This window comes from Vibrio gazogenes (genome assembly GCF_002196515.1).
GTDB classification, from domain to species: Bacteria; Pseudomonadota; Gammaproteobacteria; order Enterobacterales; family Vibrionaceae; genus Vibrio; species Vibrio gazogenes_A.
In genome coordinates, this window is sequence record NZ_CP018835.1 from 1,142,835 (window position 1) to 1,165,502 (window position 22,668).

The window sequence follows — 22,668 nt, forward strand, 5'->3', positions numbered from 1 at the left end:
TTCGCCGCTCATGAGCCATATTCAAGAATTACTGCAAACACAAAGCGCGCTCTTCATCATGTGGGGAGCGCTGCTGATTCATCTGATCCTGCCTTTACCAAGAGCCGCTCATCCGGCTCTGCTGTGGCACAAGTTTGCAGAAATTCTGGCAGACAAGGTGAATACACAGGGCAGCTATGCACAGCGGACACTGTCCGGCACATTAGCCACATTTTTGATGCTCATTCCGGCTCTGATGGTGCTGGTCGCACTGGAACCATTGGTCTGGCAACCGGAGCTCTATCATCTGTTGTTATTGATTCTGGCCCTCGACTGGCGAGGGTTAACGACCTTGAGTAAGCCGCTGTTTCAGGCGCTGGCGGTACAGGATAAACCCCAAGCCCGCCAGTTACTCGCAGAACGGCTGAATCGTCAGACAGATACCTTGTCAGTGGTTGGATTAGGCAAAGCAAGTGCTGAGTTACTGATTGTCGGTCAAGCCCGTCAGGTCATCACGGTTCTGTTCTGGTATGGTTTACTGGGAGGCATCGGGGCATTCATGTATCGTCTGATTGTTGAACTGAGCCGTGTCTGGTCACCATCTGTGCCGGCCAACTATCCTTTTGGTCTGGCAGCAAGCCGTCTCAACATTTGGTGTGAATGGCTCCCGGCCCGTATCTTTGCACTGTTACTCATGATGGGGCAAAGTTTGTCGTCCACTTGGGCTCAGACTCGCCAGCAAAGTTGTATCTGGCCGTCCCGAACGACTGGCTGGCTCTTATGTTCGGTCGGGCATAAACTCAACCTTTCACTCGGCGGACCAGCCATTTATGAGGGAAAAAAGAGTGTCCGGGCAAAACTCGGGGGGCGGGTTGTTCCTTCGGTCTTACATCTGTCCCAGGTCCAGCGCCTCCTCAATCAACGCACTTATATCTGGATCGGTGTCGAAAGTCTGCTGATATTGATTGCGACACAACTGCTCTGAATAATAAATAGCTCTGTTCATAAAAACGTATCCGTAAATCCTCTCAATCACAAGGTTGCCTCATGTTGATTCACCGACTTTATTTGTTCGCGTTGCTGCTTTTAATCTCAGGGGTCACCGCGGCAGCGACACCGGTTCAGCGCATTATTACCCTTGCACCTCATGCCACCGAACTCGCCTATGCTGCTGGTCTGGGTAACAAAATCATTGCCGTGAGTGATTACAGCGACTACCCACCTCAAGTGAAAAACTTACCAAAAGTTGCGAACTACAAGGGCATCAAAATTGAGAAAATTCTCAGCCTCAAACCAGATTTGGTGATCATCTGGCCGGATGGCAATCCACCCCGGGAGATACAGAAATTAAAACAGATGGGAATCCGAACCTTTCCCTCTCAAATTCATCGACTGGCCGATATTGCAGATAACATCGAATTGCTCAGCCAATATGCAGATAATCCTCAAATTGGACGAAAAAATGCGCAGCAATTTCGCCAGAAGCTAGCGGCCCTCAAACAACGGTATCAACATGTCAATAAAGTTCGCTTCTTCTACCAGCTCAGTGAAAAACCGATAATCACCATCGCGCAAGATCACTGGCCCAGTGAAGTATTTGCGTTTTGTGGCGGAGAAAATGTATTTGAAAAGAGTCCGGCGCCCTACCCGCAAGTCAGCCGAGAGCAAGTCTTACTGGCACAGCCTGACGTTATTTTCAATTCCCGTCATGCGGTCGAAAACCTCAATATGTGGGCAGACTGGCCCCGTATTCCAGCCGTTCGCTTGCATCATGTCTGGACACTCAATTCAGACTGGCTCAATCGCCCTACCCCCAGAACCATTCGGGCAATTGAAGAGATTTGTAATTACTTCGATGAGGCCAGAAGAAATCCCTCCGACTTGAGCCATTGACAAGTCAGGTGATGAAACAGTCGGGTTATAAAACTATCGGTTAACACTATTTTCCCGTACAATGCGCCCTATTTTCTCTCTGTGCTCAAATAATATTGTGGAACCCCTCAACGTATGTTTCTTTATCTGATTGATTTATTCGGAACAATCGTATTTGCCATTTCCGGTGTGCTGTTAGCTGGCCGGTTAAAAATGGATCCATTCGGTGTTGTCGTCCTTGCCAGTGTTACCGCGATTGGCGGTGGAACGATGCGCGATATCGCTTTGGGAGCCACCCCTGTATTCTGGATTACCGATACCACTTACCTTTGGGTCATTCTCGCCACCAGCTTCCTGACGATGCTCATCGTCCGTCGCCCCAAGCGCCTCTCTTGGTGGGTGCTACCAGTTTGTGATGCGATAGGACTATCGGTATTTGTGGGTATAGGTGTCGATAAATCCATGCTTTATCATGACTCGGCGCTGGTCGCAATTATTATGGGTGTATTGACTGGGTGTGGTGGCGGTATCGTTCGGGATATTCTTGCTCGGGAAATACCAATGGTGCTGCGCAGCGAAGTGTATGCGACCGCCTGTATCGTCGGCGGTATTTTCCATACCACAGCACTGCAAATGGGCTACGACCACAAGACAGCATTCTTATCCGGATTCCTCTCTACCCTGATTATTCGTCTTGGCGCAATCCGCTGGCATTTATCACTGCCTGTTTTTGCGATTAATCGATAATGTTTTTGTTATAAATTGATAATATTTTTGTAATGAATTGAAAGTGTTAGAATCCACCAGTTATGTTTCTGTTTGTTACACATAATCTTTCCCAATCAGGCATTCCTTATCGCAATCAAAGAGAGCATTCGCTAAAGTAAACGAATGCTCTCTTTGACAAATTTTTGAAAACCATGTTGCTTGAAGGTATTGAAACGCTCTTAATTCTCAGCAAAGAAAAAACCATGAGCCGGACTGGCAGCGTGCTGTATATCAGTCAATCTGCTGTCAGCAAGCGCATCGCCAATTTAGAAAATCGGCTGGGGAAAAAACTGGTGGTTCCTGACGGCCGGCATATCAAACTGACAGCGGACGCTCAAGCATTAATTGAACGCGTTGGTCCGAGTTTTCACGAATTAAGCGGATTAATCTTTGAACAACAGGCGCTGGAAGACCATACTCTGATCCGGTTTGATTGCTCAGAAACCCTGGTCGCGGGCTTACTCAGTCATGTGATGGGAGAATATTTCCGTCATGACCACAACATAACCATCACCACGAACCACACCCCCAGAATCGTCGAACATGTCCAGTCTGGCAAAGCAACACTTGGACTTTGTGCCGGTTATCTGCCCGGTAATCATGGCCTGCAAACATTTCATCTCTACAATGAACCATTTTTTATTGTCAATCAGACACCGTTACAACAACTCCCCCAACAAATTATCACCAATGACCTGTCTAATAGTGCCAACACTTATCAGGCATCTGCGCTGGATCATCTCGCGATTACCCCCATCATGGAAATGGATTCATACACAGCCGCAGCACAACTGGCATTAAAGGGGGTTGCACCCGCTTTAATCCCACTTTCTATCGTACACGCCCTGTCGATAGCTCCCCATTGCTGTTTCAGCTTTGACGAGCTTCAGCCGTTATTCCGACCGATCCATCTCTGCTTGAGAACGATGACCTACCGCGCCCCACGGATCAGAACATTGATAGCAGCCATTGTTGATGCTGTTCCCAAAGTAACTTCAGAGCCATCGATAGAGACATGAGAATCACCAAGGGACGAATCCATTTTTGACCTTTATTCATGACGATACGAGCACCGACTCTCGCACCGAGAAACTGCCCGACAGCCATGACCAATCCAATTTCCCATATCGGTAGTCCTGCTGCCAGAAAGAAAATCAACGCTGCAATATTCGATGTAAAATTCAGCACTTTCGCACGTGCTGTCGCTTCAATAATCGATAATCGGCCAATCACAACAAAACAAACGGCAAAGATCGCGCCGGTGCCCGGGCCAAAGAAGCCGTCATAGAACCCGATACTTGTTCCGACCAACAAAGCAAATAATCCATCGGATAAAACCGCTTGTTTATTCGTCTCAGCTTTGGCCTGGGGAGCCAGTAAAAAATACAGTGAAATCGCAATCAATAAACCGGGAATCAGGCTAGTCAATAAATCAGCATCAAGAATCTGTACTAATTCAGCACCAATGGCGGCACCGGTAAAGGTACAAACGATGGCCAACCACATTTGTCGGAGCGAAACCAAACCATGACGAACGAAGTAAAATGTAGAAGAAAAGCTACCGAACGAACTTTGTAGTTTATTGGTTGCAATCGCTTGTGCAGGAGATATCCCCGTAGCCATTAACACCGGAAGTGTAATCAAACCACCACCACCGGCAATCGCATCAATGCATCCAGCCAGTGACGCAGCCACAAAAAGCAACGCCAGAATATCGAGTGAAATTTCCATATAATTCCTTAAGCGATTAGATAAGGTTCAAAATTACCATTTAAAAATAAACAGATATAGTGAAAACACGGACAGCATCCTATTCCATATATTCATCATTGCGTCTGATGCACAGATAAATATGTCGCGATCAAAAAACCCGGGGCAAAACCCCGGGTTTTAATCACACTGAATAACGGATGTGTGATGGATTAAGCATGTCTGACCTGCTCATGCATTTCTTGTACAGAAATGACCGAAGCTTTCGGGTCAGCCGTATGCCCCATCGCAGTCGCAAATGCAGCGTTCAGGGTTGTTGCATAATTCACTTTCTCAGCCAACGCACCGCGGCGGAGAACTTTTGAATCTTCAATGGCCTGACGCCCAGAAGCGGTATTGATAATGTAGGTATATTCATTGTTCTTGATGCGGTCAAGAATATGAGGTCGACCTTCATGAACCTTGTTCACCAAACGAGGATTAATCCCGGCTTCACCAAGAACCACTGCAGTACCATGTGTCGCATCCAACTGATAACCTAATTGAATCAACTTCTCGGCCAAAGCAACCGCACGCTGCTTATCACTTTCGCGCACAGAAATCAGTGCTCGTCCACCTTCAGGGTAAACACAGCCACATGCTAACTCTGCTTTTGCAAAAGCTTCGGCAAATGTGCGTCCGACACCCATCACTTCTCCGGTTGAGCGCATCTCAGGGCCAAGTAATGGATCAACACCCGGGAACTTGTTAAATGGCAATACCACTTCTTTCACCGAGTAATACGGGGGAATGATTTCTTGGGTAAAGCCTTGTTGTTCCAGACTCTGTCCAGCCATCACCCGCGCAGCAATTTTTGCCAATGGCGCACCGGTCGCTTTAGACACAAACGGTACTGTCCGCGCAGCACGTGGGTTTACCTCGATGAGATAAACTTCGTTGTTTTTGACCGCAAACTGCGTATTCATCAGTCCACGTACACCCAGTTCAAAAGCCAGCTTTTCAACCTGCTCACGCATCACATTCTGGATGTCCTGACTCAGTGTATAGGCTGGCAGTGAACATGCTGAATCACCGGAGTGAACCCCAGCCTGTTCAATATGTTCCATGATGCCACCGATAACGACACGTTCACCATCGCAGATCGCGTCAATATCGACCTCAACAGCATCATCAAGGAAATGATCCAGCAAGACAGGAGACTCATTGGACACACTGACCGCTTCATTGAAATAACGACGCAAATCTGCTTCATCATAAACAATTTCCATCGCACGGCCACCGAGAACATAAGATGGACGAACAACCAATGGGTAACCAATTTCTCTCGCTTTATCGACGGCCTGTTCAAGGGCTGTAACCGTCGCATTTTCCGGTTGCTTGAGACCTAAACGCTCAACAGCATGTTGGAAACGCTCTCGGTCTTCAGCACGGTCAATCGCATCAGGACTGGTACCGATAATCGGTACACCGGCCGCTTCTAAAGCACGAGCCAGTTTCAGCGGTGTTTGACCACCATACTGAACGATGACACCCGTAGGTTTCTCAACACGGGCAATCGCTAAGACATCTTCCAGTGTCACCGGCTCAAAGTAGAGACGATCCGAGGTGTCGTAGTCGGTTGAAACCGTTTCAGGGTTACAGTTAACCATGATGGTTTCATATCCGTCTTCCCGTAATGCCAAGGAGGCATGAACACAGCAGTAGTCGAATTCAATCCCTTGACCAATACGGTTCGGACCACCGCCCAAGACCATGATTTTCTTGTTATCCGTTGGATAAGCTTCACACTCTTCATCATATGAGGAGTACATATAAGCGGTTGAAGACGCAAATTCCGCGGCACACGTATCGACACGCTTATAAACCGGATGGATGTCGAACTGATCGCGCAGACGACGGATTTCATGTTCAGAAACCCCAACCAGTGTCGATAAACGCGCATCGGCAAAGCCTTTACGCTTCATACGGCGGAGTACATCTTGGGTCAATCCGGCAAAGCCATTGGTTTTAATCTCGGCTTCCAGCAAAATTAACTCTTCAATCTGCACCAGGAACCAGCGGTCAATACCGGTCAGGTTAAAGATTGCGTCAACAGACATACCGGCACGGAAAGCATCACCGATATACCAGATCCGCTCTGCACCGGCTTCTTTCAGTTCATGACGAATCTTCGTCAGTGCTTCCGGAGATGCCAGATCAACCATTTCATCCAAGCCATCGGCACCGACTTCAAGCCCTCTCAGTGCTTTTTGCAAAGACTCTTGTTGGTTACGCCCGATTGCCATCACTTCACCAACAGATTTCATCTGAGTGGTAAGCTTCGCATTGGCGCCAGCAAATTTTTCAAAGTTAAAGCGTGGAATCTTGGTGACAACATAGTCGATCGTCGGTTCGAACGATGCAGGTGTCGCCCCTCCGGTAATATCATTCATCAACTCATCAAGCGTGAAACCAACCGCAAGCTTCGCAGCAATCTTCGCTATCGGGAAACCCGTCGCTTTCGATGCCAGTGCTGAAGAACGAGAAACCCGTGGGTTCATTTCAATGATGACCATCCGGCCATCTTCAGGATTGATACCGAATTGCACATTCGACCCACCGGTTTCAACACCAATTTCACGTAATACCGCTAAAGAGGCATTTCTCATCAGCTGGTATTCTTTATCTGTGAGTGTCTGCGCCGGAGCAACCGTAATTGAATCTCCGGTATGAATCCCCATCGGATCAAAGTTTTCAATTGAACAGACGATGATACAGTTGTCGCTCTTATCCCGAACCACTTCCATTTCATACTCTTTCCAGCCAATCAGCGACTCATCAATCAGGAGCTCATTGGTTGGAGAAAGATCGAGTCCACGGTGACAGATTTCTTCGAACTCTTCTTTGTTATAAGCGATACCGCCACCGGTGCCACCCATCGTAAACGAAGGACGGATAATACATGGAAAGCCGACTTTCTCGAGAACTTGATACGCTTCGTCCATGCTCTTTGCCGTATCGGCCCGGGGGCATTCCAGACCAATCGATTTCATCGCAGCATCGAAACGAGAACGGTCTTCTGCTTTGTCAATCGCATCGGCAGTAGCGCCGATCATTTCAACACCGAACTCAGCCAGAACCCCTTGACGATCCAGCTCAAGCGCACAGTTCAATGCCGTCTGACCACCCATTGTCGGCAGCACTGCATCAGGACGTTCTTTTTCAATAATTTTACGGACAACTTCCCACTGAATCGGCTCGATATAGGTTGCATCAGCCATCTCAGGATCGGTCATAATTGTTGCCGGATTCGAGTTGACCAGAATAACCCGATAACCTTCTTCTCTCAGAGCCTTACATGCTTGTGCTCCGGAGTAGTCAAACTCACAGGCTTGGCCGATTACAATCGGGCCCGCACCTAAGATTAGAATACTTTGTATGTCACTACGTTTTGGCATCGTCTACTCGCTCCGAATTAAGCACGGTTTTGTTGGATAAGTTCAATAAAGTGATCAAATAGAGGCGCTGCATCATGTGGCCCGGGGCTCGCTTCAGGATGCCCTTGGAAACTAAACGCTGGTTTATCAGTACGATGAATGCCCTGAAGAGAACCGTCAAATAATGATTTGTGGGTCGCTTTCAGCGTTGCCGGCAAACTGGTTTCATCCGCAGCAAAGCCGTGGTTTTGCGAGGTAATCATTACGACATCCCGCTCAATATCTTTGACCGGATGGTTCGCACCATGATGACCAAACTTCATTTTGATCGTTTTTGCACCGGATGCCAGTGCGAGAATTTGATGTCCCAAACAGATACCAAAGAGAGGAATCTCTTTTTCCAAAAAGGTTTGCGTCGCTTCAATGGCGTATGTACAAGGTTCCGGATCCCCCGGCCCATTCGACAAGAAAATCCCATCAGGATTCATCGCTAAAACCTTTTCCGCTGGTGTTTCTGCCGGAACGACGGTCAGACGGCATCCGCGGTCAACCAACATCCGCAGAATATTTCTCTTGGCACCAAAATCGTATGCAACAACATGATAAGGAAGCTCACTTTGATTTTTAGCTTGCGGGAGCCCACTTGCCAAAGACCAAGATCCTTGAGTCCACTCATAAGCTTCTTTGGTCGTCACGACTTTCGCCAAATCCATACCTTTCAGGCCGGGAAACTCTTTCGCTTTTGCTAAAGCAAGTGACTCATCTAAATTATCACCGGCCATAATACAACCGCTTTGAGCACCTTTTTCACGTAGGATCCGAGTCAATTTTCGTGTATCGATGTCCGCAATACCGACGATATTTCGGCTCTTCAAATACTCAGATAGACTTTGCTCACTTCTGAAGTTCGACGCAATCAATGGCAAATCACGAATGATGAGTCCTTGGGCATGAATGTCGGAGGATTCTTCATCTTCTGAGTTGGTACCAGTATTACCAATGTGGGGATAAGTCAGTGTGACAATTTGTTGGGAGTAGGAAGGATCAGTGAGGATTTCTTGGTACCCCGTCATCGAGGTATTAAAAACGACTTCACCAACGGAGACGCCATCTGCGCCAATGGACAGTCCGTGGAACACTGTCCCATCTTCTAGGACTAACAGTGCTGACTTGCTCAAGACAACCTCCAGAATAAAAATGCAAAAAATTTAGATTAAACTGCAAATTTGCCTTCCTTAGTCACTATAGGTTAGAACCATAGTGTATTTCGGACAAATTAGACGCATTTTATAGATATGTGTGATTTGTGTCAATATTCAAAATTTATCAAATATGTTTTTTTACCGTGTTATATAAAAAAACAAAATGAACAGAGTAAAAAGACACATTAAATATGCATAATCAAACGACAAAAGGGAGACATAAGTCAAAAAAAGGAGAAATGTAGAAAAATAACTCACAAAAAAATAAACAAACCAACGCAATCGATAACGGAAGGAGCAAAAGATAACTTTTCTTACCTTTAATACAAATAAAACCTCATATCTTTTATTATATAAAATAAAAAAGTCACACATTCAGCTGATAGAGAGGCCAAAGTAAAATTTATAATTTGAGAAAAATCGAATGCGCCGGAGACATCCAGCGCATAATTATGTATTTAAAGTTGATTCAGTGAAAGGACATCAGTCATCGTATAAAAGCCAGCAGGTTTATCTGATAACCAGATCGCAGCTTTCACCGCACCATTAGCAAAAGTCATCCGGTCAGAAGCTTTATGTGAAATTTCAACACGCTCCCCCAGATCAGCAAACATCGCCGTGTGCTCCCCAACAATATCTCCGGCCCGAATCGTCGCGAAGCCAATTTCTTCCCGGCGTCTTTCACCCGTAATCCCTTCTCTGGCATAGACAGCGACATCTTTCAGTTCATTCCCCATGGCATGAGCAATCGCTTCTCCCATCCCTAAAGCAGTCCCGGACGGTGCATCGACTTTGTGACGATGGTGAGCTTCAACGATTTCGATATCACAGTAACTCCCCATTACCTTGGCGGCTTTTTCCAGGAGTTTGAATACCAAATTCACGCCAACACTATAGTTAGGTGCCATGACAACCGGAATCTCTTGTGCAGCCTGATGAATTTGTGCAATTTCAGAATCAGAAAATCCAGTTGTACCAATGACAATACTTTTACCGTGCTTTTTACATAACGCGATATTTGCCAAAGTGCTCACAGGTGATGTGAAGTCAACAATGACTTCAAATTGATCAATTGCACTTTCCAGATTATCAACCAATGTGACACCAAAGTGTCCCTCACCACATAGCTCTCCGATATCAACGCCCACCAGTGATGATTCCGGACGCTCAGAACCCACTCCGACAGTTGCCAAATCATGATGATGTGTAGCTTTGACGAGGTTACGCCCCATGCGGCCAGCAGCACCTGCTATTGCAATTTTAACCATTGCTAACTTCTCCATTCTGCTCAGATACGAATCGAATCATTCCATCCGTATTTCATATATTGGTTATTTATCTAAACTAACAACATTCAATCCATGTGGCTAGGCTTGTTCTCGCTTCATGACCGAATATCACAACATTGACGTCAACTCGACTCAACGGGTAAATTCATCAATGAGTTGTTCAACGATAGGCTGATTCGCTTCAGGAAACTCATAGTCAGTCAACGCCGCAATAGATACCCATTGTCCTTCCTGACCTTCTTTGCCATAAGGTGTGCCGATAAAATCCGTTACCGAAATAAAATCAAATACCAGTGACTTGTCCGGATAGTCATGAGTCAGATGTTGATATGGGTGTTGGGCAACAACGTCAATGCCGATCTCTTCATCTAACTCACGGTGAATCGCCACTTCAATCGATTCTCCACTCTCAACTTTACCACCAGGAAACTCCCAAAATCCGCCTTTATGCAGATGAGCAGGCCGTTTGGTAATATAAACTTGAGATTGATCCTGATTGAAAATGATCGCAGCAACAATATGTGTTCTTTTCATACTTTCCTCTGACACGCTGTTATCCATCGAGTCTAACGATAATTGCTTGGCAAAAAAAGAGCCGCTTCATCAGCGGCTCTTGAATTATGTTGAATTTTTATGCAATACGTCCATGGCACTGCTTGTATTTTTTGCCGCTGCCACATGGACAAGGCTCATTACGTCCAACTTTTTTCTCTTCACGAACCAACGGCTGATGGCCTTCTTGTGCTTCGTCGCCTTGCAAGGTATCGCTCGCAGCATGTTGTGCTTGCGCATGGCGAGCCGCCTCTTCGACTTGTGCCTGACGACGTGCTTCCATCTCATCAACTTCTTCAGGTTGTTGCACCCGAACTTTTGACAGAATTGTAATCACATCAGACTTCAGAGAATCCAGCAGCCCTTCAAACAATTCAAACGACTCGCGTTTATATTCCTGCTTAGGGTTCTTTTGCGCATATCCACGTAAATGAATCCCCTGCCGTAGATGATCCATCGCTGCCAGATGTTCTTTCCATAATGTATCCAGTGTTTGTAACATGACGGATTTTTCAAAATTACGCAGCACTTCTACGCCAACTAATGTTTCTTTCTCTTTATAGACTTTGACAGCTTCGGCAATGATACGCTCACGAAGTACTTCTTCATACAGCTTATCATCTTCATCCAGCCACTCCTGAATCGGCAAATTCAGATCAAAATCATGCTTCAGGCGATTTTGCAATCCCTGAATATCCCACATATCTTCCAGAGACTGCGGTGGAATGTATTCGTCAATGACAGCACTGAAAACATCGAAACGGTTCTGCTCAAGCATCTCCTGAATATCTTCTGCTTCCATCAACTCATCACGGAGTTCATAAACGACCTTACGCTGATCATTGGCAACATCATCATATTCCAGCAACTGCTTACGAATATCGAAGTTGCGTCCTTCGACCTTACGTTGTGCTTTTTCTATAGAGCGAGACAGCAGTTTACTTTCAATCGCTTCACCTTCATCCATCCCACTTTGAATCAGGCCAGCCATTCGATCCGAAGTAAAGATTCTCAGTAGTGCATCTTCCATTGAAAGATAGAAACGTGATGAACCTGCATCCCCTTGACGACCAGAGCGGCCTCTCAACTGGTTATCGATCCGGCGGGATTCATGCCGCTCGGTACCGATAATATGCAAACCACCGGCTTCAAGTACCTGCTCATGTACTTTTTGCCATTCCGCTTTAATTTGATCAATCTGTTCTTGAGTCGGATTATCCAGAGCCTCAACTTTTGACTGCCAACTCCCACCTAAAACGATATCCGTCCCGCGACCAGCCATATTGGTTGCAATCGTAACAGAACCAGGTTTACCCGCTTCAGCAACAATTTCAGCCTCTTTTTCGTGAAACTTAGCATTCAATACATTGTGTTTGACTTTGGCTTTCTTCAGCGCCTGAGACAGAAGTTCGGATTTCTCAATAGAAATTGTTCCGACAAGGATGGGCTGCCCTTTTTGTACCCGCTCTTTAATATCTTCAATGATCGCTGCAAATTTTTCGGTTTCAGTCCGATAAACGACGTCCGCCATATCATCACGAATCATCGGTTTATTGGTTGGGATAACCACCGTCTCCAAACCATAAATAGTCTGGAATTCGAATGCTTCTGTATCGGCCGTGCCTGTCATGCCTGACAGTTTGTCATAGAGACGGAAGTAGTTCTGGAAGGTGATAGAAGCTAATGTTTGGTTCTCATTTTGGATTTTCACCCCTTCTTTAGCTTCAACGGCCTGATGCAAACCATCAGACCAGCGACGACCAGGCATTGTCCGCCCTGTATGCTCATCGACAATGATCACTTCACCTTCGTTTGAAACGATATAATCAACATCTTTCTCAAACAAAACATGCGCTCTAAGCGCTGCATTCACGTGATGGAGCAAACTGATATTCGCCGGAGAGTATAGGGTATCTCCTTCATTCATCAGGCCATTTTTCACCAACAGTTCCTCGACATATTCTTGCCCGGTTTCTGTCAGGTAGACCTGTTTCACTTTTTCATCAACGGTGTAGTGCTCATCGCCACGATACTCTTCCGAATCTTCCTTTTCTTGCCTTTTCAGCGAAGGAATCAAAGTATTAATGCGGGTGTACAATTCAGAACTGTCTTCAGCAGGACCGGAAATAATCAATGGTGTTCTGGCTTCATCAATCAGGATGGAGTCCACCTCATCGACTATCGCAAAAAAGCGAGCTCTCTGAACACGGTCTTCTTTACGAAACGCCATATTATCGCGTAAGTAATCGAAGCCGAACTCATTGTTTGTCCCATAAATAATATCGGCCTGATAAGCTTCTTGCTTCTCTTGAGGCATCATTCCGGGGACGTTGACACCAACGGTCATACCCAAAAATTCAAACAGCGGCCGATTGGTTTCTGCATCCCGTTTAGCAAGATAATCGTTCACGGTGACCACATGGACACCATGCCCCGGTAAAGCGTTTAGGTAAGCAGCCAGAGTCGCTGTCAGCGTTTTCCCTTCACCCGTACGCATTTCGGCGATTTGTCCACCATTAAGCACCATCCCACCAATCAACTGAACATCAAAATGGCGCATGCCGAACACGCGTTTCGATGCTTCGCGAACCGTTGCAAACGCTTCAGGAAGGAGTTGGTCAAGTGTTTCTCCCTGAGCCAAGCGCTCCCGAAATTCAATCGTTTTTGCTTTTAAATCTTCGTCAGAGAACGCTTCATAAGTAGGTTCATAATTATTGATTTCTTTAACAATTTTTCTCAGGCGTCGCAATGTTCTGTCATTGCGGCTACCAATAACCTTAGTCAGTAGCTTAGTTATCATTTTTATCCGAATCTCTCTGTGCTTAGATCATTTGAGATCTATTCTTGTTCCATCAGTCTCTACCAGTCATCAACTAAGTGTACTGAGATAAATCATGTCTATCCGATATTGAGGCTTATCGATGGTTTTTCAAGGCAATCCTTTTAAGAAGGATATAGTGTAAGGAATTTTTAGTCTGATCACCAATATCACCAACGATTTGTTTGATTGCAATACTTAAAATCATGCATCAAACGAAGAAAGAAACACCAGACACGCCATTGACGAGTAATTTGAGATAGAATAGAACAGCGAAAGTGATGCAAACTGGATCCCATAATGAGAAACCACCGCCCGACTGCGACGAATGAATTAATCAGCCATTCAAAGCTGAAAGAAATTCAGAAACATGCTGAGTCAATCAATCAGCTCAGTCAGATTATTTTACCACTACTGCCAAGGGGTTCTCAGCCTTATGTCCGTGTGGCAAATCTTCGCCGTAGTCATCTAGTATTAGAGGTGGCCAGTGCGGCAATCAAGATGAAGGTGGACTATGAACGCTTACAAATTTTGAGTCAATTACGCAGTCAGGGATTTGCCCACCTGATTAGTCTCGAAGTGGTGATCAATCCGTCTATTTATCGAATCAAATCATCTTCAGATGAAGAGAAAGCACCTAAAAATCCACGAATTATTTCGTCTCAAACAGCAGATTTGCTCAAATGCATCGCGGATCATGCGTCACCGAAAGTGAAAAAAAGACTGGAAAATATTGCCTGTCTTGCCAACAAGAAAAACGAGTAAGTCCGCCGCTCTCATATATAAACGACAGCCTGATGCAAAAAAACCAGACACGGAGTCTGGTTTTTTACGAAAAAGGTAGTCAATTAAGCCAATACTGTGCTCGGATCAGCAAAAGCAACCGGAGAACCAACGTCTTCACCAAACGTCGCCCATTCCCATGCTTCTTGGTCTGCTAGGAGTGCACGTAGCAATTGATTATTCAGACCGTGTCCTGATTTGTAGGCTCTAAATTCACCGACGATAGAATGACCACACATGTATAGATCGCCAATGGCATCCAACACTTTATGTGTGACAAATTCATTCGCAAAACGAAGTCCGTCTTCATTTAGAATTCGATAATCATCCAGAACGATTGCACAATCGAAACTACCACCTAAACAAAGATTCTGTGACTGTAAATATTCGATATCACGCATGAAACCGAATGTTCTCGCCCGAGAAATATCTCGAATAAACGATTGAGATGAGAAGTCGAATAATAGTCGCTGCTCATCAGATTCAATTGCGGGATGGTTAAAGTCGATCTCAAAATCCATCCGAAAACCTTGATAAGGCACGAGTTCAGCCCATTTATCACCGTCTTCAAAACGGACAGGCTTTTTCACCCGAATGAATCGCTTCGCCGCATTCTGAACTTCAATCCCAGCTTGCTGTAAAAGAAATACAAAGGGGCTGGCACTGCCGTCCATAATCGGAATTTCCGGCGCATCGACTTCAACCACTGCATTATCGATTCCCATCCCAGCAAGAGCAGCATTCAAATGCTCTACGGTAGAAATACGTACACCTTCGTCATTCACAAGAGCTGTACACAACATTGTGTCACGTACATCTTCTGGGTTTGCCGGAAAATCAACAGGCGGCGTTACATCGGTCCGGCGATAAATGATACCGGTGTTTGCAGCGGCAGGGCGAAGAGTTAACGTGACTTTTCGACCAGAGTGAAGTCCCACCCCAGTTGTTTTCACTATCTCTTTCAACGTACGTTGTCTGATCATCTGCTTGCCTCAATGTCAGTGCTACAAAACACGGCCAAATACTTATTAGCCGCAAATAATATCACAATTGTGAGCGGTGTCAAATTATGATAAATCAATCAGCCTGACGACGTAAAAAAGCCGGAATATCGAGATAACCACTTTCTTTCTCTTTCGGTGCTGTACTCTGACCAGCGCCTTGAGAATTTGCCGATGAAGGCTGAGATTTTGACTCAATATCACCTTGCAATTTCGGTGCCACTTTTTCTTCCGTCTTTGCAGCAACGTGAGGAACACAGCTTTGTTGTGGTGATGTGGTTTGCTGTTGAGTGTTCGCTGCCTGAGCATTTGCTTTGCCACCAGCAACAAGCGTGATATCCGGTTTTTTCTCATTGCCGATACCTGTTGCAACAACCGTCACACGAATTTCATCAGCCATATCCGGGTCAAGCGAGGTACCGATAACAACCGTTGCGTTATCCGATGCAAATGCTTTCACCGTATTACCAACCGTCTCAAACTCATCCAAACGCATATCAAGACCAGCGGTAATATTAACCAGTACACCACGAGCGCCAGCAAGGTCGATATCTTCCAACAGCGGACTGGAGATAGCCATTTCAGCGGCTTCTTCTGCCCGATCTTCACCTTTCGCGACACCACTCCCCATCATTGCATGTCCCATTTCAGACATGACGGTTCTCACATCTGCAAAGTCCACGTTGATCATGCCGGGGCGGGTAATCAATTCAGCAATCCCCTGAACTGCATTCTTCAATACGTCGTTCGCACTGGCAAAGGCTTCAAGTAACGTGATACCGCGTCCCAAGACCTTAAGCAGCTTCTCATTCGGAATCGTAATCAAAGAGTCAACATGTTTTGATAACTCTTCGATACCTTGCTCTGCAAAGGCGAGTCGTTTCTTTCCTTCAAAGCTAAACGGCTTGGTGACCACAGCAACCGTTAACACGCCCAGTTCTTTTGCGACTTCAGCAATGACTGGTGCTGCTCCAGTACCGGTTCCACCACCCATACCAGCTGCGATAAACACCATATCGGCACCCGTTAGGTATTCTTTAATTTTTTCTTTATCTTCAAGCGCAGCATCACGCCCTACTTGAGGATTTGCACCAGCACCTAACCCTTTGGTGATATCTCCACCAATTTGAATGACAGCACTTACACTGGTCTTACGAAGTGCCTGTGCATCTGTGTTAACACTGATGAATTCCACGCCTTCGATGGATTCACGCACCATGTGTTCTACAGCGTTACCGCCGCCGCCACCAACTCCAACGACTTTAATTACAGCATCGTCAGACATTTCCATCATCGGTTCAAACATGTGTTATCTCCGTTTTTCCTGCAACTCAGGTTAAAACTCTTTCTGTATCCAATTACGCAAACGACCAAATAGCCCGGACATCGATTGGCGTTTAGGTTCGCTATATTCTGTCTCGTCACTTATTTGACTATCCCTTGCATAATGAAGTAAACCAACAGCCGTAGAATGATACGGCTCTTTTACGTAGTCCGTGAGTCCACTCACTTCAAGTGGTTTTCCTACACGAACCTGATTGCGGAAAACTCGTTCCGCACATTCGACCAGTCCTTCAATCTGAGCAGCACCACCCGTTAGAACGACTCCGGCAGCTAAATGATGTTTGATCCCTTCGGATCGTAACTTTTCCTGCACAGTGTCGATGGTCTGGTGAACCAGTCCCATTAATTCAGTGTAGCGAGGCTCTATCACTTCCGACAAGGTTTGACGCTGCAAACTACGCGAAGGACGGCCTCCAACACTGGGTACATTTACCGTGTCATCTTTACTGACTAACTCGCTCAATGCACATCCATATTTTACTTTTATCTCTTCAGCATCGCTGACTGGCGTCCCGAATGCAAATGCAATATCACTGGTCACAGCATTACCGGCATACGAGAAAACTTCCGTATGACGCAGTGCTCCGCCGGTCCAGATTGCAATATCCATCGTCCCAGCACCGATATCGACCACACAGACACCGAGCTCTCGCTCGTCTTCAGTGATCACAGCGTTGCTGGCTGCTAGCCCTGAATAGACCAGCTGTTCAACTTTCAACCCACATCGCTCAACAGCCTTAATGATATTTCTGGCCATATCATTATGACAGGATATAAGATGCACACTGACTTCCATGCGCACACCGGATAAACCAAGTGGATTTTTAATTCCTTCTTGGTAATCGATCGTAAACTCTTGGGGAATCACGTGCAGAATTCGCTGCTCATCGCCGATCTTAATTGATTTCGCCGTATGAATAGCTCGGTCCATATCTTCCTGAGAAACTTCTTCCTCAGAAATAGTTCCCATTCCCTTTTCAATCCGACTCGCAATATGTTTACCAGAAATTGATAAGAACACATTGTTAATCTGACATTCTGCCATCAGTTCAGCTTGGTCGATCGCCCGCTGAACAGACTTTACAACCGATTCCAAATCATTCACACCACCCTTATCCATTCCTCTGGATGGGCTTGTCCCTGCGCCGATGATATTAATCTGCCCATCAGGCAATATTTCTCCGACCAAAGCAGAAACAGTTGCCGTGCCAACATCGAGACCTACAATTATGTTGTCATCGGTCATTTTTGTCATCCGTTGTATTCTCTTGCTCTAACTCTTGTTCCGAAAACCACCCGACAGCAGCTCCGGTATCATATCTGAGGTCAATATAGCTTATTTTTTCAGCTTTTTGACCAAAATAACGATAAAGTGCAACGAACCTCATGATTCGCTCCTTGATTGATTCTTTCCCCAGCTCAAGGCGAATACCGTTATCCAGTATTATCTGCCAGGCTCTTCGCTCATTGAGCAATAGAGAGGAAATATTCAATCCTAATTTTTGAAACTCAGGATTATATTTGCGCCACATATCAAGCACTTCAACCGACGAATTTTCCGGGCCGTATAATTTGACATGTTCCCCTTGCACAAGCCCTAAATCGCCATCAAACACAACACCATGTTCGTCTAAAAGAGACTGACCATTCCATATCGCCTGAACTTGGTGTTCAGTCAGAAACACTTTAATCGTATCAGGCCATTGTTTACGAATCGACGCATGTTCGACCCATGGAATCATTTGAACACTACGTTGTAACTGATCCACATCCTGAGACATAAATGTTCCGACGTGCTCTAGCGAGGCAAACGCCTGCTGGACATCATGTGCCGTGACATATTTCATCTGTCCCTGCAAAATGATTCGGGACAGAGGCAATCGGTCTTCATCCCACATCCAACTTAACGTAGAATAAAGTAACAATCCGATAAAGAAAGTCACCGAGAACAGAAAAATCCCACCCCAGACTCGTTCTCTGAGCCATGGTGACAGTGACAACTGATGGCTTCTCATTAATATTTGCTTCATTCAAGTTCACCATCAGCCATCAATTGATTGGGTACATCCTGCTTTCGAATTACAATTGTGGCAAAACATTCACTATAACTTTCGGATTATACTGAGCTCGCTCAAAGTATCAAATAAAGAAAAACAGAAATTTAGCTCTGATGCCAACTTCCACACTATTTGAAACAGATAAATATTAGTTTTTTATCCTACTTGTTGCATTTTATCAACGTTCAACTGCAATGAGGCTAATTGTCTCGCTACTTTGCCAATATCACCAGCACCTTGCGTCAGCACCAAGTCACCATCTTGTAATACATTGGCGAGAATACTCGGTAATGTTTGACTGTCAGGAACAAATATTGGGTCTATTTTGCCACGGCCCCGAATCGTACGACATAATGAACGCCCATCAGCACCAGCAATCGGCTTTTCTCCTGCCGGATAAACATCCAACATAATCAACACATCAACCTGCTCTAGTACATTGGCAAAGTCATCATATAAATCTCGGGTGCGACTATAGCGATGCGGTTGAAAAATCATCACTAACCGTTTTTCCGCCCAACCACTTCTGGCTGCCTGAATCGTCACATCAACTTCTGTCGGATGATGACCATAATCATCAACCAGCATGACCTTGCCGCGACCAGAGTCGAATACACCTAAGTGATCAAAGCGGCGCCCCGTTCCCTGAGTACTTGCCATCGCTTTCAAAATCGCTTCATCACCAATGTCATCCTCAGTCGCAACAGCAATTGCTGCCGCTGCATTCATTGCATTATGACGCCCGGGGATATTCAAAGTAATCGATAAATCAGGACGATCTTTGCGAACCACAGTAAATTGACCTTGTTGACCACGCTGCTGATAATTCTCGATACGGACGTCAGCATCCTGTGAAAAACCATATGTGACGACATGACGACTCAATTGGGGAATCAGTTCTCGGACAACAGGATCATCAATGCAGAGGATCGCCTGACCATAAAAAGGCAAATTATGTAAAAACTCGACAAACGTCCGCTTCAAGGTTTCAAAATCACCTTGATAAGTGTCCATATGATCCGCTTCAATATTGGTCACAATACTGACCATCGGCTGAAGGTGTAAGAAAGAGGCATCACTTTCATCCGCTTCAGCGATTAGGATCCGACTACTCCCCAACCGGGCATTTGTACCTGCACTTTTGACTAACCCACCATTGACGAACGTCGGATCTAAGCCAGCTTCAAAATAGATTTGTGTCACTAAAGCAGTCGTCGTGGTTTTTCCATGTGTTCCCGCGACAGCAATCCCATGACGGAAACGCATCAGTTCAGCCAACATTTCAGCCCGACGCACAATCGGTACACGTCTTTCTCTGGCTTCGATGAGTTCAGGGTTATTCATATCAATGGCAGTCGAAACAACGACAACACTCGCTTTCTCAACATTTTCTGCGTGATGACCAATATGAATGATCGCCCCTTTCGCTTCTAAATTATCGGTGATCGCATTGGCCGCAATATCAGACCCGGTGATCTGATAACCTTCATTCAACAGAACCTCGGCGATCCCACTCATACCAGCGCCACCAATCCCGACAAAATGAATGCTCTTCACCCGACGCATTTCAGGAATGATTGTTCTAAGCTGGGCTACGTCAGGTGTATAGGTCATTGTCATGAAACTTTCCATTATTCAGTTAAAGAGATGATCGCATTCGCAACGATCTTATCGGCATCCGGTTGCGCCAGTTGTCTGGCTTTCGCAGCCATATCGAGCAATCGGCTGCGATCAAGTTGAGCAATGACATCAGCCATTTTCTGCGCACTTAGCTGTGGTTGCTCGATCATTATCGCAGCATCGGCTGCAACCAAATGATCAGCATTCAGGGCTTGTTGGCGATCTTTGTGCATGAAGGGAACAAAAATGGCCCCGACACCGGCAGCTGCAATTTCAGAAACCGTTAACGCGCCAGACCGACAAATCAGCAGATCAGCCCACGCATAAGCTTCGGCCACATCATCAATAAATTCTGTCACACAAACATGCTCAATGTGTTGTTGACGATACAGCTGCTCAACAGACGATTGATTCCCCTTCCCAGCCTGATGACGAACTTCAACCGGATGATTCGCCAACAATGCCATCGCATCAGGCATCGTCTGATTCAAGATTCGAGCCCCTTGGCTCCCGCCCATCACCAAGATACGAATGGGACCATCGCGATCTTTCATTCTCTGTATTGGCTCCGCCAGTTGTGCCACGTCCGTACGCACTGGATTACCGACGACATCTGCATTCGGAAATGCACCGGGGAAAGCCTGAAAAACACGTCGGGCAATACGCGCAAGCCAACGATTGGTTAAACCTGCAACCGCATTCTGTTCATGTAATACGACCGGAATCCCCAACAGCCATGCGGCAACGCCTCCGGGGCCGCTCACATAGCCGCCCATGCCTAACACTGCATCTGGTTGCCATTGTTTGATATAAGCTCTGGCCTGAAAAATTGCGTTGATGATTTGAAATGGCGCTTTCAATAAGCGCAAAATGCCTTGCCCCCGCAATCCTTTGACTTGAATAAAATCAATCTCAATCTGATGCTTAGGCACCAATTCCGCTTCCATTCGATCAGCGGTTCCCAACCAACGAATTTCCCATCCTTGCGCTTGTAGTGCTTTGGCAACAGCAAGCCCGGGGAAAACATGTCCGCCCGTACCACCGGCCATGACCATTAAACGTTTATTCTTGTTCATCTGCGTTTTTTACAACTTCTTTTTCCACATCCGCAAGTCGGCATTCAAAATCAATTCTCAATAAAATTGAAACCGCAACAGACATTACAATTAAGCTCGAACCACCATAACTGATAAGTGGCAACGTTAACCCTTTGGTCGGAACAATCCCCGCTGCCGCGCCGACATTAACCAGTGTCTGGAAGGCAAACCAGATACCAATCCCGAAAGCAAGATAGCCCCCAAACTGTTGCTCATGTTCAAATGCCTTTTTACCGATAAAAACGGCTTTCATCACGAGCCACATCAGTAACATTAAGACCAGAACAACCCCGACAAATCCAAGCTCCTCGGCTAAGACGGCAAAAACGAAATCGGTATGCGCCTCAGGTAAATACTCCAATTTTTGAATCGAATTGCCAAGTCCCTGACCAAACCAGCCACCACGGCCGAAAGCCATCAGTGATTGCGTCAACTGATAACCACTACCGAAAGGGTCTTCCCATGGGTCGAGAAACGATGTAACCCGGCGAATACGGTACGGTTCAGCAATGATCAGTCCGATCACTGACATCACCCCGGCAATCATCAACGCAATAAACTGAGACAACTTTGCACCGGCAATAAACAACATACCGAATAAAGTCACCAACATCACAATGACCGTACCAAGGTCTGGCTGAAGCAATAACAAAATGGCCAGACATGAGAACACCATAATCGGTTTCATGAACCCGCCAAAAAAGGTTTGCCGGACTTCATCATGCTTCCTGACCAGATAACCAGACATAAAAATAAATAGCGTTAGTTTTGCAACTTCTGCCGGTTGTAGGTTAAACAGCCCCAAAGGAATCCAGCGAGATGCACCATTCACCGATTTACCGGCAATCAGGACAATCACTAACAGTGCAAATGAGAGCGCTAATAACAAGGAGCTGTACTGAAACCAACGATATAATGGCACTTGCAACACAACAGCAGAGACAACCAGAGCCAATGCTAAAAAGGTCGCCTGACGAAACATAAAATGAAACGGTTGATCGGTCAGCCGTGAACTCACAGGAAATGATGCCGAAGTCACCATCACCAAACCGATTAACATGAGTCCCAGTGCGATCCATACTAATTGCCGATCAAACAACACCTGAGGACTTGGGGTCTTCAGCCATCGAATCATTCTGGCGGTTGCTTTCGATACAAGT

General features: G+C 45.9%; 18 protein-coding genes. 5 read left to right on the plus strand and 13 right to left on the minus strand.

Annotated features, from left to right (window positions below):
- The first annotated feature begins 10 nt into the window (after positions 1 to 10).
- The 4 genes from BSQ33_RS05205 to BSQ33_RS05220 all read left to right on the plus strand — a co-directional run bounded on the left by BSQ33_RS05205 (position 11) and on the right by BSQ33_RS05220 (position 3,638).
- Positions 11 to 964, plus strand: coding sequence for a cobalamin biosynthesis family protein (locus tag BSQ33_RS05205; RefSeq protein ID WP_088133530.1), 954 nt, complete (start codon positions 11 to 13; stop codon positions 962 to 964).
- Between the two features lie 62 nt (positions 965 to 1,026).
- Entirely contained in the window at positions 1,027 to 1,872 is an 846-nt protein-coding gene (btuF, locus tag BSQ33_RS05210; RefSeq protein WP_088133531.1) for a vitamin B12 ABC transporter substrate-binding protein BtuF, read from the plus strand.
- Between the two features lie 114 nt (positions 1,873 to 1,986).
- The gene (locus BSQ33_RS05215; protein ID WP_088133532.1) at positions 1,987 to 2,598 is read left to right on the plus strand and encodes a TRIC cation channel family protein; all 612 of its coding nucleotides are present in this window, start codon (positions 1,987 to 1,989) and stop codon (positions 2,596 to 2,598) included.
- Between the two features lie 173 nt (positions 2,599 to 2,771).
- Positions 2,772 to 3,638, plus strand: coding sequence for a LysR family transcriptional regulator (locus BSQ33_RS05220; RefSeq protein ID WP_088133533.1), 867 nt, complete (start codon positions 2,772 to 2,774; stop codon positions 3,636 to 3,638).
- On the opposite strand, the gene BSQ33_RS05225 is transcribed toward BSQ33_RS05220, so the two are convergent.
- From BSQ33_RS05225 to secA, 6 genes are all read right to left on the minus strand, one after another.
- Complete coding sequence (locus tag BSQ33_RS05225) at positions 3,568 to 4,350, minus strand: TSUP family transporter (protein ID WP_088133534.1); 783 nt, start codon at positions 4,348 to 4,350, stop codon at positions 3,568 to 3,570. The genes BSQ33_RS05220 and BSQ33_RS05225 overlap by 71 nt on opposite strands.
- Before the next feature lie 191 nt (positions 4,351 to 4,541).
- Positions 4,542 to 7,766, minus strand: a complete 3,225-nt coding sequence (gene carB / locus BSQ33_RS05230) for a carbamoyl-phosphate synthase large subunit (RefSeq protein ID WP_088133535.1) — start codon at positions 7,764 to 7,766, stop codon at positions 4,542 to 4,544.
- A 17-nt stretch (positions 7,767 to 7,783) separates the two neighbouring features.
- Positions 7,784 to 8,923 (minus strand): glutamine-hydrolyzing carbamoyl-phosphate synthase small subunit, encoded by a 1,140-nt coding sequence (gene carA, locus BSQ33_RS05235; protein ID WP_088133536.1) that lies wholly within the window; start codon positions 8,921 to 8,923, stop codon positions 7,784 to 7,786.
- 482 nt (positions 8,924 to 9,405) lie between these two features.
- On the minus strand, positions 9,406 to 10,215 hold the full coding sequence (gene dapB, locus BSQ33_RS05240) for a 4-hydroxy-tetrahydrodipicolinate reductase (RefSeq protein WP_088133537.1): 810 nt from the start codon (positions 10,213 to 10,215) through the stop codon (positions 9,406 to 9,408).
- Between the two features lie 153 nt (positions 10,216 to 10,368).
- Positions 10,369 to 10,770: an 8-oxo-dGTP diphosphatase MutT gene (gene mutT, locus BSQ33_RS05245; protein WP_088133538.1), complete on the minus strand. Its 402-nt coding sequence runs from the start codon at positions 10,768 to 10,770 to the stop codon at positions 10,369 to 10,371.
- A gap of 97 nt (positions 10,771 to 10,867) precedes the next feature.
- Positions 10,868 to 13,588 carry a preprotein translocase subunit SecA gene (gene secA / locus BSQ33_RS05250; protein ID WP_088133539.1) on the minus strand — a complete coding sequence of 907 codons (2,721 nt, stop codon included), beginning with the start codon at positions 13,586 to 13,588 and terminating at the stop codon, positions 10,868 to 10,870.
- Between the two features lie 318 nt (positions 13,589 to 13,906).
- On the opposite strand from secA, the gene BSQ33_RS05255 reads away from it, so the two are divergent.
- A complete protein-coding gene (locus tag BSQ33_RS05255; RefSeq protein WP_088133540.1) occupies positions 13,907 to 14,371 on the plus strand; it encodes a DUF721 domain-containing protein in 465 nt (154 codons plus the stop codon).
- Positions 14,372 to 14,454: 83 nt separating this feature from the next.
- On the opposite strand, the gene lpxC is transcribed toward BSQ33_RS05255, so the two are convergent.
- The 7 genes from lpxC to ftsW form a co-directional block, all read right to left on the minus strand.
- Positions 14,455 to 15,372, minus strand: coding sequence for a UDP-3-O-acyl-N-acetylglucosamine deacetylase (lpxC, locus tag BSQ33_RS05260; RefSeq protein WP_088133541.1), 918 nt, complete (start codon positions 15,370 to 15,372; stop codon positions 14,455 to 14,457).
- Between the two features lie 94 nt (positions 15,373 to 15,466).
- Positions 15,467 to 16,696, minus strand: coding sequence for a cell division protein FtsZ (gene ftsZ / locus BSQ33_RS05265; protein WP_088133542.1), 1,230 nt, complete (start codon positions 16,694 to 16,696; stop codon positions 15,467 to 15,469).
- Positions 16,697 to 16,726: 30 nt separating this feature from the next.
- A complete protein-coding gene (ftsA, locus tag BSQ33_RS05270; protein ID WP_088133543.1) occupies positions 16,727 to 17,989 on the minus strand; it encodes a cell division protein FtsA in 1,263 nt (420 codons plus the stop codon).
- Positions 17,970 to 18,764: a cell division protein FtsQ/DivIB gene (locus BSQ33_RS05275; protein ID WP_088133544.1), complete on the minus strand. Its 795-nt coding sequence runs from the start codon at positions 18,762 to 18,764 to the stop codon at positions 17,970 to 17,972. The genes ftsA and BSQ33_RS05275 overlap by 20 nt, the downstream gene beginning before the upstream one ends.
- Before the next feature lie 183 nt (positions 18,765 to 18,947).
- On the minus strand, positions 18,948 to 20,411 hold the full coding sequence (gene murC, locus BSQ33_RS05280; RefSeq protein WP_088133545.1) for a UDP-N-acetylmuramate--L-alanine ligase: 1,464 nt from the start codon (positions 20,409 to 20,411) through the stop codon (positions 18,948 to 18,950).
- 11 nt (positions 20,412 to 20,422) lie between these two features.
- Positions 20,423 to 21,487, minus strand: a complete 1,065-nt coding sequence (gene murG / locus BSQ33_RS05285; protein WP_088133546.1) for an undecaprenyldiphospho-muramoylpentapeptide beta-N-acetylglucosaminyltransferase — start codon at positions 21,485 to 21,487, stop codon at positions 20,423 to 20,425.
- Positions 21,474 to 22,643, minus strand: coding sequence for a cell division protein FtsW (ftsW, locus tag BSQ33_RS05290; protein ID WP_088133547.1), 1,170 nt, complete (start codon positions 22,641 to 22,643; stop codon positions 21,474 to 21,476). Before ftsW ends, murG begins: the two co-directional genes overlap by 14 nt.
- Positions 22,644 to 22,668 lie beyond the last annotated feature (25 nt).